This window comes from Coprococcus sp. OM06-34AC (assembly GCF_003462545.1).
In the GTDB taxonomy this organism is placed as follows: Bacteria; Bacillota; Clostridia; order Lachnospirales; family Lachnospiraceae; genus Coprococcus; species Coprococcus aceti.
This window is the reverse complement of the sequence record NZ_QTZF01000007.1, coordinates 89,963-104,213: the sequence shown is the minus strand read 5'-3', so window position 1 is coordinate 104,213 and position 14,251 is coordinate 89,963. Positions and strand designations below refer to the sequence as shown.

15 protein-coding genes are annotated in these 14,251 nt (G+C 43.9%); 9 read left to right on the top strand and 6 right to left on the bottom strand.

The genetic code is table 11. The annotated features are described in order from the left end of the window. Positions 1 to 68: 68 nt before the first annotated feature. The 4 genes from DXB91_RS11995 to DXB91_RS11980 all read right to left on the bottom strand — a co-directional run bounded on the left by DXB91_RS11995 (position 69) and on the right by DXB91_RS11980 (position 1,770). On the bottom strand, positions 69 to 410 hold the full coding sequence (locus DXB91_RS11995) for a helix-turn-helix domain-containing protein (RefSeq protein ID WP_055146956.1): 342 nt from the start codon (positions 408 to 410) through the stop codon (positions 69 to 71). 164 nt (positions 411 to 574) lie between these two features. Then, entirely contained in the window at positions 575 to 829 is a 255-nt protein-coding gene (locus DXB91_RS11990; RefSeq protein ID WP_015533925.1) for a hypothetical protein, read from the bottom strand. 2 nt (positions 830 to 831) lie between these two features. Beyond that, complete coding sequence (locus tag DXB91_RS11985; RefSeq protein ID WP_055146954.1) at positions 832 to 1,314, bottom strand: hypothetical protein; 483 nt, start codon at positions 1,312 to 1,314, stop codon at positions 832 to 834. Between the two features lie 168 nt (positions 1,315 to 1,482). Then, complete coding sequence (locus DXB91_RS11980; RefSeq protein WP_055273319.1) at positions 1,483 to 1,770, bottom strand: hypothetical protein; 288 nt, start codon at positions 1,768 to 1,770, stop codon at positions 1,483 to 1,485. A gap of 244 nt (positions 1,771 to 2,014) precedes the next feature. On the opposite strand from DXB91_RS11980, the gene DXB91_RS11975 reads away from it, so the two are divergent. From DXB91_RS11975 to DXB91_RS11965, 3 genes are read left to right on the top strand one after another with little or no spacing between them, the layout of a single operon-like run. Further along, the gene (locus tag DXB91_RS11975) at positions 2,015 to 2,998 is read left to right on the top strand and encodes a hypothetical protein (RefSeq protein WP_199414263.1); all 984 of its coding nucleotides are present in this window, start codon (positions 2,015 to 2,017) and stop codon (positions 2,996 to 2,998) included. Beyond that, entirely contained in the window at positions 2,999 to 3,874 is an 876-nt protein-coding gene (locus tag DXB91_RS11970; protein WP_117875037.1) for a TPM domain-containing protein, read from the top strand. 30 nt (positions 3,875 to 3,904) lie between these two features. Next, on the top strand, positions 3,905 to 4,819 hold the full coding sequence (locus DXB91_RS11965; RefSeq protein WP_022215905.1) for a hypothetical protein: 915 nt from the start codon (positions 3,905 to 3,907) through the stop codon (positions 4,817 to 4,819). A gap of 71 nt (positions 4,820 to 4,890) precedes the next feature. Here DXB91_RS11965 and DXB91_RS11960 read toward each other — a convergent pair whose 3' ends face one another. After that, positions 4,891 to 5,571 (bottom strand): YtxH domain-containing protein, encoded by a 681-nt coding sequence (locus DXB91_RS11960; RefSeq protein WP_022215906.1) that lies wholly within the window; start codon positions 5,569 to 5,571, stop codon positions 4,891 to 4,893. A 172-nt stretch (positions 5,572 to 5,743) separates the two neighbouring features. Here DXB91_RS11960 and DXB91_RS11955 point away from each other — a divergent pair, with 172 nt between their 5' ends. From DXB91_RS11955 to hisS, 4 genes are all read left to right on the top strand, one after another. Further along, complete coding sequence (locus DXB91_RS11955) at positions 5,744 to 6,013, top strand: hypothetical protein (protein ID WP_015533920.1); 270 nt, start codon at positions 5,744 to 5,746, stop codon at positions 6,011 to 6,013. A gap of 30 nt (positions 6,014 to 6,043) precedes the next feature. After that, positions 6,044 to 7,822 (top strand): MutS-related protein, encoded by a 1,779-nt coding sequence (locus DXB91_RS11950; protein WP_117875031.1) that lies wholly within the window; start codon positions 6,044 to 6,046, stop codon positions 7,820 to 7,822. Between the two features lie 229 nt (positions 7,823 to 8,051). Beyond that, complete coding sequence (locus tag DXB91_RS11945; protein WP_015533918.1) at positions 8,052 to 10,109, top strand: hypothetical protein; 2,058 nt, start codon at positions 8,052 to 8,054, stop codon at positions 10,107 to 10,109. 161 nt (positions 10,110 to 10,270) lie between these two features. Further along, on the top strand, positions 10,271 to 11,536 hold the full coding sequence (hisS, locus tag DXB91_RS11940; RefSeq protein WP_015533917.1) for a histidine--tRNA ligase: 1,266 nt from the start codon (positions 10,271 to 10,273) through the stop codon (positions 11,534 to 11,536). 140 nt (positions 11,537 to 11,676) lie between these two features. Here hisS and DXB91_RS11935 read toward each other — a convergent pair whose 3' ends face one another. Further along, positions 11,677 to 12,183, bottom strand: coding sequence for a YqeG family HAD IIIA-type phosphatase (locus DXB91_RS11935; protein WP_015533916.1), 507 nt, complete (start codon positions 12,181 to 12,183; stop codon positions 11,677 to 11,679). 282 nt (positions 12,184 to 12,465) lie between these two features. Between DXB91_RS11935 and DXB91_RS11930 the strand changes: the two genes are divergently transcribed. Both DXB91_RS11930 and DXB91_RS11925 read left to right on the top strand, forming a co-directional pair. Then, the gene (locus DXB91_RS11930) at positions 12,466 to 13,638 is read left to right on the top strand and encodes a hypothetical protein (RefSeq protein WP_117875029.1); all 1,173 of its coding nucleotides are present in this window, start codon (positions 12,466 to 12,468) and stop codon (positions 13,636 to 13,638) included. 27 nt (positions 13,639 to 13,665) lie between these two features. Next, positions 13,666 to 14,244, top strand: coding sequence for a hypothetical protein (locus DXB91_RS11925; RefSeq protein ID WP_117875027.1), 579 nt, complete (start codon positions 13,666 to 13,668; stop codon positions 14,242 to 14,244). Positions 14,245 to 14,251: the final 7 nt, after the last annotated feature.

Genomic DNA, 14,251 nt, shown 5'->3' with positions numbered 1-14,251 from the left:
CAAGAGAAAGCCACATGGAGAAAAATCCATGTGGCTTTCTTGATGTTTAATATATATCGGATTATCATTTATTTCAGATAAGGCAGCAGATTCTTGAGTGCGCTGTATGCACTGTCACGTTTGTACAGCGGTATCGATTCCACCAGTCTGTCAAGATCGTCATGAGTGATATAATCCTTGTTCTCGGGGGTGGTGGCCGGTTCTTTTCCGAACACCAGAAAATCCAGTGGCGCATCAAGAACAGTTGCTATATTGGCAAGAGTATATATACTCATACTTTTATATCCATGTTCCAGCTCATACACATAATGAGGAGACACTTTTATTTTCTCGGCAAGCTGTTCCTGAGTGAGATTATGAGCCTTTCTCACATTTCTTATCCGCAATCCCAAGTCAAAGATATCTATCACAATAACCTCCATCTTGCTAAAACAATATCTATCAGCTACATTTTATGCAAATAGTATCTGTCAATAACGGTATCGCCAGCCAGAAACTATCAGGTACAAAAATGTGAAAATATAGCTGATAGCCACAAAAATGAAATTGTGTTACATTCAGTGAAATGTATTTTTTACAGCATGGACTTTATCATATTTATCTTTTGTTTTTCCTGTGGAGACATGCCTTCGCTCAGAACATCCAGAACGATCTCGGACTCGGATCTGCTGAAGGAGAGATCCCTTTTTTGCAGTTCTTTGTTGATCTCCATTAGCTGGGGTAGCATCTGCTCCGGAGTCATGGTGGACTGGGAGTTGGATAATCTGAGAAGAATTTCCCTTTTTAGCGGATGCATGTTTTTTAGTCTTGGGTCATTTTGAAGATTCATGTTTAATATCCCTCCATATCATATTTTTCAAACAGGTCTTTGACGGAGCTGTATATATCCTGGGATGACTGGGATTCAGTGTTGTCGTAGTTTTCTTCGCCCTCGGTTTCAGAGGCAGTTCTGCTTTGATAGTGCCGGTACAGAGAATCCGTGGATTGCTGTGTGTTCATGGCTTCCATGGTCTTCATCATATCCATGGCTTTTTTCATGCTGGCAAACTGGTTCCTGATATCGGGAAATCCACACCCGGCAAGGGATGACAGTATATCATCCTGATTGTTTATATCTTTGTGGAGTCCACAGGAGTTTACATAATTTGTATCGCGCAGAGCATTCAATATGGTCTGAAGTTCCATGATCTTTATGTACATTGCCAGAGGAGCTTTCATACGGTCATCCACAAATGGGAGAATGGCCTCCATCATGAACAGGCGGTCATCTTTTATTAAGTTGTCAAGTGGATGATGGAAGTTGCCATTAAACATATGAAGCTCCATTTCATGCAGTGATCACTTGGTAAGACAGCTATACTATATTCTATTGATTTTTATTAAAAAAAATACCAGCAGAATTGCTTCTGCTGGCAACCTTCTGTGGATACCGGACAGCCTTTCTGCCCGATATCCCGTTTATAGATCGTGGTGAATCCGCTGTTAGCAGCAGCCGCAATCATTGCCGCCGCAGCCACCGCAGCCACATCCGTTGTTATTGCCACAGCCACCGCAGCAGAATAAGAGAAGGATGATCCAGATGCAGCTATTGTCATTGCCACAACCGCTGTTTAAACCGAAACCATCGCCGCCGCAGCCACCGCAGCAGAGGAGAAGGATGATGATCAGAGTGCAACTGTTGCATCCACATGAACCTCCGCAAGAAAGTCCATTTCTGCCGCCACAGCCACAACCGCCACAGGCACACTGTGTTGCTGATAAATCACTCATGGTAAGCCTCCATTATTTTGTTCATGGTTTAACATATTCGCATGAACATGATGTGTTACACATTTGTTCAAAAAATATTTTGTTTCATTTAAGATATCTAAAATGTGTTATAAAGCCGCCTTAAGGCATCCAATTCGATGTTCTAAAAACAGATTTACTATGCTATAATAAGCGCAGGTACGCTTGAGAATCAGCGTAGGAAGTTTGGAAGGAAAACGATAAAAAAGGACAGGGGGAAGATAACTTGCTATATCGTTGTGTGAATTGTGGGGGTAACGTAGTGTACGACCCTGCGAAGAAAAAGATGGTCTGCCTTAGTTGCGGGGGAAGCGACTGTCAGGAACTGGTTCCATCACAGGAGCCTGTAATATGTATAAACTGTGGTTCACAGATACCTTACACGGAGTATCAGTCTGCGGGAAGATGTCCTTCATGTGGAACATATCTGCTCAGGGATGACAAAGTAAATTATCCGTATGGGGCTGATGTGATACTTCCTTTTAAGATATCAAAGCATGAGGCTGAGGAGAAGCTGAGGAATGAATTTGGTAAAAAGCTATTTATACCGGGAACATTCCTTTCACAGAAGACGCTTGAGGCGCTTAAGGGAGTGTATGTCCCATTCTGGATGTACGATTATGATTCGGATGTGGCTTATGAGGCCATAGGAACAAAGGTCAGATCATGGACGTCTGGAGACAAGAGATATACAGAGACTTCATATTTTGATGTCGGAAGAAGTCTGCATGTGAATTATGAGGGCATACCGGTTGATGCATCCATAGCCATGGAGGATGGAATCATGGATCTCATGGAGCCGTACAACTACAAAGAGCTCATGCAGCATGACAACAAGTACCTCTCGGGATTCAATGCGGAGACTTACAATATGCCGCCGAATGAGGTGGAGCCGAGGGCTCAGGCAAAGGCGGAGAAGGCAAACAGAGATTGGGTGAGAAGCACCACAACCGGATATTCATCACTTACAAATGAGAGATTCAGAAACAACAACAGACTCACGGGAACAAAGTTCGGACTCATGCCGGTGTGGGTATATGAGTACCGTTTCCAGGGCAAAAACTATAAGTTCTATGTCAACGGACAGACTGGAAAATGTGTCGGAACAGAGCCGAAGAGCATGAGTAAGGCAGTTGGACTTACCGCACTTTTGTTTGGCGCAGCATTTGTATTGCTTGATGGCTTGTCTATGTTATTGGGGGTGTTGTAAATGAATGCAGTAAAGAAATTTATCGTGGCAATGCTCGTGGTACTTGGACTTGGAATAGTGTTCTTTATAGGATACTTTGTGAAATCAAATGCCAATCTCAAGCATGACGCCAGAAATAATACAGAATGTAAGACAAATGAGAGAGTGTTTGACTATGCAGATAAGCTGTCTGATTCGGAGGAGGAGACTCTCCGCGGGGAGATAGCAGAATTGGAAGATAAAGTGGGTATGGACTTTGTTGTCGTTACCATGGATCAGTACACAGATCTGTCAGAATATGATGCCGATGCAGTTTCATATGACATAGAGTCTAACACAAAGGATATAGCAGAGAAGATCTGTGATTATTACAGATTCGGCTGGGAAGAGTGGCCTGCAGGAACATATCTTGACGGCAGGGATGCCAGCACAAGCGTAGTTATAGTTGCCAACTGGCAGGAGAACGACGGATATGTTTATCTGTGCACAGCCGGCAAGGCGAAGAAGAGAATAAGTGATTCCAAGGCGACATCCATAACGGAATACGGTGGAAAGATACTCAGATCGGATACTCTTGGAGCATTTGAGAGAATGATGTCAAGAACAGAGACGGCTATGAAGAGCAGCACAGGAGGATTAAAGTTCCTATCACCATTTATATGCTTCCTTGTATCTCTGGGAGCAGCCATCGCATTCTGCATCGTGAATCTGTCGAAGAAAGCAGGAAAAGATACCACAACAGCTTCTACATACAGCGATGGAAATGCCAAGGAGCTTGACAGAAGAGATATATTTATACGTAAGGAAGTAACCAGCGTGACTATCCAGAGCAGCTCAGGAGGTTCTGGTGGATCAGGCGGTGGCGGTGGTCATGGCGGTGGCGGAAGCCATTTCTAAAAATCTGACCGTACGCGGGAAAGACATATTATGAAGAACAGGAAGTTTGAAAGTTATATTCTAAAAAACAGAATACCCGGGATCATTCTATCACTGATCATGGTGGGATGCATGATCATCATGGCGTGGCATTTCAGTCTGCCGGACAGGATAAGGAGCAGGACATACAGAAGTATAGCTGATGTGGAATCCAGGGCGAATCCGAACGACAGGGATGTGACGATAACCGTGGATCGGGCGGATTATATAGGATACGATTATTATGTGGATTCTGAGAGGCAGGGCAGGTACTACTACTGTCAGCAGGATGGCAGATATGCCATCCTGCTCATCAGGAGTAACGAAGATGTACTGCTGAATTATACGCTGAGAGGCAGAGTAGTCTCTGCGGATGATGTGTATACATCGATAGTTGATGGCCTTGCACAGGACATGGGGATACCATCCCAGCAGCTTGAGAGCAAGGTATATCCACTCATAATAAGTGAGGTGGATTTTCCGAGGATCTATTATAATATGATGCTGCTGGTTCTTGTGCTGACGGCTCTGTGGGCGTTATATAATATAGTCAGATGTATATACAGTGTGTGCTGTCCATGGAAGGTGTCAGGAATGCAGGTCGTATCGGGCGGAAAGGCAGACAGGAATACTGTCAGGGATATAGATGAACAGCTCAGATACAATCTCTACTATGATCAGGATGGTATAGCCATAACAGACAAATATCTGGTATATCACGGAACCTGGCATACGGATGTGGTGGAACTCAGCACCATAGAGACGTTCAAGAAGCTCAGAACATCGGCAAATATAGGACCGGCAGACAAAAAGATATACAAACTACTCATGGTGGATGTGGATGGTGTGACATATGAGCAGGACTTCAAGACGGAGGCTGCCATAGATGAAGCATTGTCATATCTGAGAGATTCAGGGAAAAAATAAAACAGTATATGCGGTTCGTTATCAAACGGATCGCACATACTGTTTTTGTTTTGCCTATTGTACTGTGCAGACTATACGTCAAGCTTGTCCTGATCGGAGAGCACTGATGGATCCTCAGATACATCTGAAAGTCCCATGTACTCATCGCCGATTACCTCTGATGTCTCAGCAGCAGCGGCATTTGCAACGGCACCAGTTGCCTCGGCGAGAACATCCTCAGCCTCAGCTACGGTCTCGGTTACGGCCTTTGCGGTTGTCTCATCCGGAATATCCGCTGTGGCTTCCGGGGTTACAACATCCTCGGTTGCGGCTTCTTCGGATGTGGTTTCTTCTGCTCCGGTGGTGTCTTCGTGAAGTGTGAAATATTCACGGTCGCCATCTTCGGTGGAAGCAGCTTTTTCCTTAACCTTGTCCTTGAGCTTGTCATATGTGTCGGATACTGTATTCTTTGCTTTCTGGACTGTCTCGGAATCTTTTACTTTATTGTAGGTATCCTTGATCGTATCCTTTGCCTTTTGGACTGTCTCAGAGTCCTTTACCTTGTGGTATGTTTCAGAGTCCTTGATCTTTTTGACTGTCTCGGAGTCCTTTACTTTGTGGTAAGTATCTGTAGCTGTGGCTTTTGCCTTCTTTACAGTATCATTGTTCTCAACTGTCTGGTAAGCTTTCGTTGTCTTGATCTTGTCTTTGAATAAGTAGCAGACACTTCCTGCAGCGGCAAGAGTGAGCGCCATTTTTGCCAATTTGTTCATGATAAAAATCTCCTTCCCATAGAATATAACCTGTCCATTTATTTTAATATGTATTCGTGTCAAATGCAATAAGTGTGGTGGATTGATTCACAGGAATTAATATTTGCGAATGATATACCGTGTATGATATATTCATCTATAATGGAATGGATATGTGGAGGTAAAATGGAACATGAATAATAGTGGACAGGATTACAACAAAGAAGAACAGGCGATAAAGGCACTTCAGAAAAACTATTTTCTATGTGCGGCACTCACACTGGCAGTGGGAGTTGGAATGCTCGCATTTACATCATATAAGGTGATCGGAATAATATGCATCGTGCTGTGTGTGGTATTTGGGGTAATGGGTATCGTGCTCGTTGTCAAGCCGGACATGATAGATGTATCAGAGGATGGTGTGATGTCATATAAGAAGAAGGACAAGCCGGACAAAAAGTAAATATATTGTTTTTTATGAAAGGACGATAACATGAACGAATACAAGGACGAAAGGGACATTTTGGAGAAGGACATCAAGGCGCTTGAGGGGAAGTCTGCAACATATTCAGGGGTTAGATTTGTGATGTTCCTTGCAGCTCTGGCAGGGCTGATAATAGGCATATATGACAACAGAGTGACAGTGCTGATCCTGGGAATAATAGCCGCTGCGGCATTTGTCGCAATGGTGTTTATCCACGGAAAGCTTAGTGAGGAGCTGGAATATAAGAAAGCCAAGTCGGAGGTGCTCAGGAGGTATATAGAGAGATTCGGCGACGGCTGGAAGAAGTTTGAGGACAACGGTGCACAGTATCTCGGCGATGACGATCTGGTTGCAAGGGATATGGACCTTCTTGGACAGAGCTCTCTGTATCAGTTTATCTGTGTTGCGGGAACCGAGGAGGGAAAAAGGGCTCTCGCCGAGAGTATACGCGATCCGAAGTACGATATAGCAGACATAGAGAAGCGCCAGGAGGCGATAAAAGAGCTCACTTCAAAGAGAGAGTTCTCGATGGATTTTGAGACCCTCGGTGTGAAGACCGGAATGGGCAAAAAGAAGAAATATACCGCGGATGAATTTGTGGCATACTGCAATGGCGATGACCATATACCTGCGGTGTTCAACATATTGAGATTTTTACTGCCGGCGATAACACTGGTGGCATTTATACTTGGAATAATGGGTGAGATAAACATAGGCTGGACGCTTGTCTCATTCTTTGTTGTGCTTTTGTTCTCCTGGCTTTTTGGCGGAGTTGCGGGTCAGGCTGTCATGCCGATGATCTCATTTGGCTATGTGATAGAGGACTATATAAGAATGTTCGAGCTGATCTCCGGGGAGAATTTCGACAGTGAACTTTTAAATGATATCAAGTCGCATCTGTCAAATGACTCTGGTGCCCTGGCGGCTATAAGAAAACTGAGGACGATAAGTGCGGCGTTCAATATCAGATACAATCCTATAGTTCATCAGATACTGTGTGGACTTATAATGTGGGACTTCCACATAGGCAGGATGATGGACAAATGGAAACAGAAGAATGGACAGAGCGTTGAGGGCTGGATAAAGGCTGTCTCTGATATGGAGGAACTCATGTCATTTGCTGTCCTTTCAAGAACGAGGGAAGTGAGCTATCCACAGGTCGGCGCAAATGCCAGAGTTCATGTCACCGCCAGGGATATGAGACATCCTCTGATAAGCCCTGATACAGTCGTGGCAAATGATGCGGACTTCAAGGGCGGTGCCACGATAATAACCGGAAGTAATATGTCCGGAAAGACGACTTTCCTCAGAACACTGGGTATAAATCTGGTGCTTGCATATGCGGGCGCTCCAGTGTGTGCGGGCTATATGGAGGCTGACAGGATGAAGATATTCACATCCATGAGGGTGACCGATGATGTCAGCAATGGAATATCAACGTTCTATGCAGAGATACTCAGGATAAAGACGATGGTTGAGTACAGGAAAGAGAACAGACCTATGCTCTGTCTTATAGATGAGATATTCAAGGGAACAAATTCTGCTGACAGAATAGTGGGAGCAACACAGGTCATCAGAAAGCTTGCGGGAGCGGGTTCAATGACACTGGTATCGACACACGATTTTGAGCTGTGTGATCTCAAGGCGGAGGACGGAACACCTGCTGCGAACTATCATTTCGAGGAATATTACGAGGGAGACCAGTTGAAATTCGACTATAAGAAGAAGGATGGCAGGTGTACCACGACAAATGCCATGGCGATACTTCACATGGCAGGACTCGACTGATGCTGAAAAATGGCATTATCTGGCATAACAGTAAAAATGCACAAAAAATGCGATTTTTTTAGTGCTATAATTTTTGGGTAATTATGCACAATGACAGTTATCAGTAATAACCAAAAACTTTGTTGAATGATTTTACCAAATATGTTATATTTGGAGTAGTGATTTGAGGGGGATAGTACAAGAATATTCGTAAGCCAGACATACGAAAACAAAAGGAGGTAGACATATTATGTTACCAGCAAATATAGGACAGGCAGGGGATAACGCATTATCAATAGCGGCATCCAGTAATAAAGGAACACTTATTCGTTATCTGAATGATCAGGTTGAGGACGGATTCTATACATTGGTTATAGACAGCCTGAAGGATTCTAATTTTGATCTGTCGACCATGACAGTGGATGACGAGGTTCGTGCTCAGTGTACAAAGCTGTATGAGCTTGCAGAGTTTGTAGACTTCAATATAAAGGCGACCGGACACTATGCGATCGAAGAGTGGATAGAGCCTTTATTCAGATTTGTATATGGTGATATTGACCCTACTGATATAGATGCGCCTGTATCAGCTACAGGTGTTTATCGTTACAGTGTATGGCTGCTGTATCTCTTACAGCTTGAGAAGATACCGGAGTGCATGAGACTGATCGGGGATAAGATCGCTCCACTTCTCATCAACATTTCATACCAGATACTTGAGGATGATGACAGACCAAAGAACTTTGACAAGGCTCTGCTCGGATACCTGGATTTGATCAATGTGGTTATGGAGATGGATATCTCAGCCAAAGACATAGGATCTGATTCATATATCAACAACCTCGAGGTACTTTATGATTACGTCATCGAGGATGCACATGCACCTAACGATTACAAGATACAGTTATCTATCAATCTCTTCTCTATCTACATTGCGAACAAGCAGTATGAGAAGGCATTTCAGTTCTACGGACTGAACGCAGAGTACATACCTATAGATAACTTGTCAGTATACTCCAACTTCAAGGAGCTCATCAAGAATGTCACAAGCACAGAGGCAGCAAAGATCCTTAGTAGCAAGGTGGCTTCAGAGATCTCCAAGCAGGAGGTATACAACAAGAGGATAGATTCACTGCTTAATGAGACCTGCGCATTTACCAAGAAGGTATATCAGGCCATCGAGAATGAGCCGGAGGTCAAGAAGGTACTTCAGACACTTGGTTCAGGAGCACAGCTCAGCGGACGTCAGAACATTCCTGAGGGAGCATATGAGTACAACAAGCTCTTCATAGAGTGTGGAATCAAGGCATATGTTAACTCTGATATAACACAGAAGTCATATGAGGAGAAGTATGAGAGTCTGGAGATCCTCTCCAAGGCACTCAATGTACTGTTTGAGGGATACAGCTTGTATGAGGTATCGAACAAGATCGAGGATCAGTACATAGAGCTCACATGGTGCTGCAACTTCCTGAACGCCAATCCTTCAATGCTGAAGGCATTCTTCAGTGTAAAGGAGAAGGTAAAGGTATTTGATGTCAGAAAGAAGTCAATTGTTGAGAAGAACAACAAGAACAAAGAGGTTTATTCAATGCTTGACAATAGACAGAAGATCCTTCTGTTCATGGCTGCTGAGGATATGGTCGTTAACGGACTCAACAGTACCAAGAAGATGGTTCTTGCATCAAGCTACGATATCAACACAGCCAAGAAGTACCTGCATGAGACATATGTCAGAACAGCTCTTCCTGAGAAGTATAAGGAGGAAAATGAGCAGGGTGGCGGTGGTCTCTTCGGTAAGAAGCAGCAGGCTATGCCGGCTGATCTGGTATCACTGTGTAAGGTAGCTATTGTTGAGGAGATGCTGTGCAAGTCAGAGTACCTGTACCATCAGCACACTCTCAAGGGAATAGACAAGCCATCAAACGAGGAGATGACATACTCTGTAGCATGTCTGATCAAGTGTATCAACCATATGATCAACAAGAAGAGCAAGGCTGCTGCAGCTCCTAACAAGAAGGTCATCATAACCAAGACAGGTAAGGTTATAGAGCTCAACGATGAGTCAGGACAGGCACTAGAGAAGCAGGAGTCAGGAATCATCGAGGCTATAGACAATATAGTTGTCCAGCTCAAGGATAAGAGTGAGAGCAACGTCAAGTATGTAAAGGATTACATTGAGGATCTTATGAATACACTCATGAAGTACAACTGGGATATGAATGTACAGCTTGATGAATTCTCAGGTGAGGAACTCAGAAACAAGGCCTTCCTTGTTATCAAGAAGCTCAACTATGATCTTCTCAAGTAATCTGATATTACAGGACAATTAAAAATATCAATATATTATGTGAAAAGCACCGGAACAAACTATAAGTTTGTTCCGGTGTTCTTTTTAAGGGTGGAAAAATATAGTTGTATATGCTAGAATAGGTTGGATTTAATAAAGATATAAGATCAGGAGGATAAGAAATGGCAAAATTCATCAAGACACCGGTAAAAGGTATGTGTGATCAGCTTCCGGCTGATATGAGGCTTAGAGAGCATGTGCTTTCAATGATCAAGACAAGTTATTCCAGATTTGGATTTACACAGATAGAGACTCCTGTTATGGAACATATAGAGAATCTTACAAGCAAGCAGGGCGGTGACAATGAGAAGCTTATCTTCAAGGTGATGAAGAGAGGCGCAGACCTTGCGAGAGCCATCGATGCAGGTAAGGGAGAGTTGGCAGACAGCGGACTCAGATACGATCTTACACTTCCACTCTCAAGATATTATGCGAACAACAAGGAGCAGCTTCCAAGCCCATTCAAGGCACTCCAGATCGGACCTGTATTCCGTGCGGATCAGCCACAGAAGGGACGATTCAGAATGTTCACCCAGTGTGATATAGATATACTTGGTGACAATACAAACCTTGCGGAGATAGAGCTTGTGGCAGCCACATCCGATATGCTCTCAAGAATATTCTCTGAGGTGGGAATAACAGATTTTACTATCCACATCAACGACAGACAGATACTCCGTGGTGCTGCGAAGAATGCGGGATTTGCAGAGGAAGACATTGCTTCAATACTCATCAGCCTTGACAAGTATGACAAGATAGGTCTGGATGGCATAAGAGCAGAGCTCACAGAGAACGGATACGACGCAGAGATGGTGGACAAGTATCTTGAGATATACCAGAACCTTGGAGATATGAGCTGCGCTGAGTTCTGTAGGGACATAGACGCTGAGTGCCTTGATCCAAAGGTTATAACCAATATGGACGAGATCATATCAAGTGCAAAGACCATGGTTGCAGATGGCGTAAAGATCGTATTTGACCCTACTCTTGTGAGAGGTATGGGATATTACACAGGACCTATTTTTGAGGTTACAATAGATGACTACAACTTCTCCATCGCCGGCGGCGGAAGATATGACAAGATGGTTGGAAACTTCTGTGGACAGGATGTCCCTGCAACAGGATTTTCAATAGGTTTTGAGAGAATAATCACCATACTCAAGGACAAGCTTGAGAATGGATACAAGATAGATTCTGACAACGTAGCTATCCTCATTCACAAGGATGTGACACTGGACAAGAAGCTTGAGATCTTCAAGGAGGCAAAGGAACTTCGCCAGGCAGGTAAGACAGTGACTATCCAGATGATGAGAAAGAACATGAAGCAGCAGATAAACATGCTGGAGTCAGAGGGATATACAGAGTTCAAGAAGGTGTACAACGACTAACATACGTTCTGTGGATCACACAGATGTGTAACATCATGACAGAACGTATATGTTACTGAGATATTTAATAAAAGGCTGTATTCACATATCAGGCAGATATGTGAATACGGCCTTTTGTGTTGCGTTATGAATAACAGAAATTATCTTACCATGCCATGCTTTTTCCTGAAGTAGAAAATAAACGGCTTTTCAATGATCCTCTTGAGGGTGATCTGTATCTCCTCGTGGCTTGTGTCTATAGGCTTGACAAGGATAGTGTGTATGCCAAGGCTGGCACTTCCGATGATGTCAGTGTAGATCTGGTCGCCCACGGCGATCGTGTTGTCTATGTTGCAGCCTATCTCGTTCATGGCACGGATGTAGCCCTTTTTCGATGGTTTGCCGGCTTTGAATATGTAATTCACCTTCATCTTTTTGTTGAAAGCGGCAACCCTTGGCTCCTTGTTGTTGGATACCAGACATACCTTGAAGCCCATGGCCTTGAGCTGTTCCATGAGCTGGATCGCTCTGGATGTGGCCGGCTCATTATGTCTCACAAGAGTGTTGTCTATGTCGAACAGTATACCTCTGTATCCCATGTCGTAATACTTTTTGAAATCTATCTTGTATGTGGATGAATAGTATTCATCCGGCAAAAATCTGATCATAGATATCCTCCCAGTTTGTTGTCGATTCATTATACCACAGGTGGACAGACAGTTGTATAAACACTTAATAAAATAATAAAATACCATATCCCGTCACTTTTATGTTTTTAATTTGTGGCAAAACATGTATAATGAAAATGATTAAGTTCAGATATAAGTAAAAATGATGATGGGCATATCAGATATGTATGCCGGTTTGCATATTGGATTAAGAACTTATATAGAATGAGGTGTGGGATATTGCACAGGGCGTATGTTCTAAGAAAAGAAAATAATAAATATATGCTGGATGTTATCAGTCCGTATGAAGCACTGTACAGTTCTGTATTTGGGGTGCAGGCGGATACGCTGTCCTATTCACAGGATGGTATGTGCAGGCGGATGTTCGATGAACTCATAGACAAACTGAATTACAGGGAGAAGATAGTGATAGATAAGCTCTATGGCTACAGACATGACAGATGCAGTGTGCCGGAACTTGCCTGTGAGCTGGAGACCGATGAGGAAGGTGTGAACAGTCTGAAGAACAGTGCGCTGGACAGACTGAGGGATCCGGATAATTACAAATATCTGGAGAAACGGTGGTATTCAGGAACGGATATAACCAACACTGAGTACGAGCTTGATTTCAGGAGAAAGCTCAGAGCGGAGCTTCAGAGATATCTGGCCGGTCAGAAGTCAGATATTGACATTTTAAGTGCGATAATGAGGAGAAATAAGATCTCTGTACAAAGGATATACAGGAATGTGCAGGCGGCAGCTACGGATCAGGGACGGTTTGAGACCTCTATATCAGGGAAGAAGAGTATAGATGATGCTGTAAATGAGCTGAAGGCGTTCAAGATAGCTGCACGTCCTGTTGAGAGCATCAGGAAGAAAAAGTCTGTAAGGGGAAATGTAGAGACCGTGCTCATAACAAATGATGGGATTGAGCAGGCGTATAAATACAGCGGACTCAGCGATGAGGATATAGCGGAGTGCGTGTGTCATGTACTGACGGACAGTGACGAGGGACATGGCTGTATACTTGACTTCAATATGTCAGATGGACTTATGGGACTCCTGTTGCTGAAGGGCTATCTGTATCTCGACAGTCTCATGGAGGACAGAGACAGGATATTGGCGGAGCTTCAGAGTGGAGGCTTTCAGACTCAGGCGGAGGAATTTGCAAAATTTGCGGACAAGGCGGAGATATACATAGCGGATAAGACGCACACGTCCATGACGTTTATTGTTGTGCCGGAGGCTGTTGCGCTTCGAATATATGAGGATAGGCCGGTGGATTACCATGAACTGCTGTCCTGCGCGGAGGAGACGGACAGGGAGTTTGCGGTCATGCTCATAAGAAATGAGAAGAAGGAATTTGCTGACTTTTCGGGACTTACGGTCACCGATGCTGCAAAGCGAAGGCTCAGCGTATTGCAGAGAGACAATGAACATGCAGATGCGGTGTGATATATATTGACTTTAGGAGGAAAAACGATGGGATTGATAGCGGTCAATATCATAGGCTTGATAATGTTCATACTGGCAATAGTAATGTTTGTGCTGGCTGACAGTATGGTGGGAATAGCTATAGGTGTTGCGATCAGTGTAGTGTGGCTGACATTCACCATAACAGCAAATGTACATATACTCAAGGGAAGACGCTCGACGGAGAAGCTCAAGGACAGTGCCAGGGGACATTTGTTTGATGCACAGATAGAGAGACTCAACAGACAGTATGAGAGCATAATGTCCAGGGAGGAATACTTCCAGGAGAATGTGGAGGAGGGCAGTGGTATCCGCAATCTGTACGAGGATATAAAGCAGCAGGCACAGAGCAACATGGACAGTGCCATAGGCTTTATACAGACATACGATTATTACACTAGACCCCAGCCGGTATACCTCGACAATCTGTGCAGACAGGGCGACGAGCTGGTGAGAAAGTTCAATATTCTGGTGGAGAAGATGGTTGATATTGACACCAACCTGAGCTCGCTGGATATGAAATATGTGGATGATGTCATAGAGTGCATGAATGGCATGAGGCAGGATGTCCACAGTCAGGGAATGTAAAAGGAGG

What these genes read in the sequence shown, in the direction of transcription:
- DXB91_RS11955 (WP_015533920.1), top strand. Translation starts at nt 5,744, where the DNA reads ATGAATAATAGTGGACAGGATTACAACAAAGAAGAACAGGCGATAAAG.
- DXB91_RS11965 (WP_022215905.1), top strand. Translation starts at nt 3,905, where the DNA reads ATGAAGAACAGGAAGTTTGAAAGTTATATTCTAAAAAACAGAATACCC.
- DXB91_RS11985 (WP_055146954.1), bottom strand. Translation starts at nt 1,314, where the DNA reads ATGTTTAATGGCAACTTCCATCATCCACTTGACAACTTAATAAAAGAT.
- DXB91_RS11930 (WP_117875029.1), top strand. Translation starts at nt 12,466, where the DNA reads ATGCTGGATGTTATCAGTCCGTATGAAGCACTGTACAGTTCTGTATTT.
- DXB91_RS11945 (WP_015533918.1), top strand. Translation starts at nt 8,052, where the DNA reads ATGTTACCAGCAAATATAGGACAGGCAGGGGATAACGCATTATCAATA.
- DXB91_RS11950 (WP_117875031.1), top strand. Translation starts at nt 6,044, where the DNA reads ATGAACGAATACAAGGACGAAAGGGACATTTTGGAGAAGGACATCAAG.
- DXB91_RS11925 (WP_117875027.1), top strand. Translation starts at nt 13,666, where the DNA reads ATGGGATTGATAGCGGTCAATATCATAGGCTTGATAATGTTCATACTG.
- DXB91_RS11990 (WP_015533925.1), bottom strand. Translation starts at nt 829, where the DNA reads ATGAATCTTCAAAATGACCCAAGACTAAAAAACATGCATCCGCTAAAA.
- hisS (WP_015533917.1), top strand. Translation starts at nt 10,271, where the DNA reads ATGGCAAAATTCATCAAGACACCGGTAAAAGGTATGTGTGATCAGCTT.
- DXB91_RS11970 (WP_117875037.1), top strand. Translation starts at nt 2,999, where the DNA reads ATGAATGCAGTAAAGAAATTTATCGTGGCAATGCTCGTGGTACTTGGA.
- DXB91_RS11935 (WP_015533916.1), bottom strand. Translation starts at nt 12,183, where the DNA reads ATGATCAGATTTTTGCCGGATGAATACTATTCATCCACATACAAGATA.
- DXB91_RS11980 (WP_055273319.1), bottom strand. Translation starts at nt 1,770, where the DNA reads ATGAGTGATTTATCAGCAACACAGTGTGCCTGTGGCGGTTGTGGCTGT.
- DXB91_RS11960 (WP_022215906.1), bottom strand. Translation starts at nt 5,571, where the DNA reads ATGAACAAATTGGCAAAAATGGCGCTCACTCTTGCCGCTGCAGGAAGT.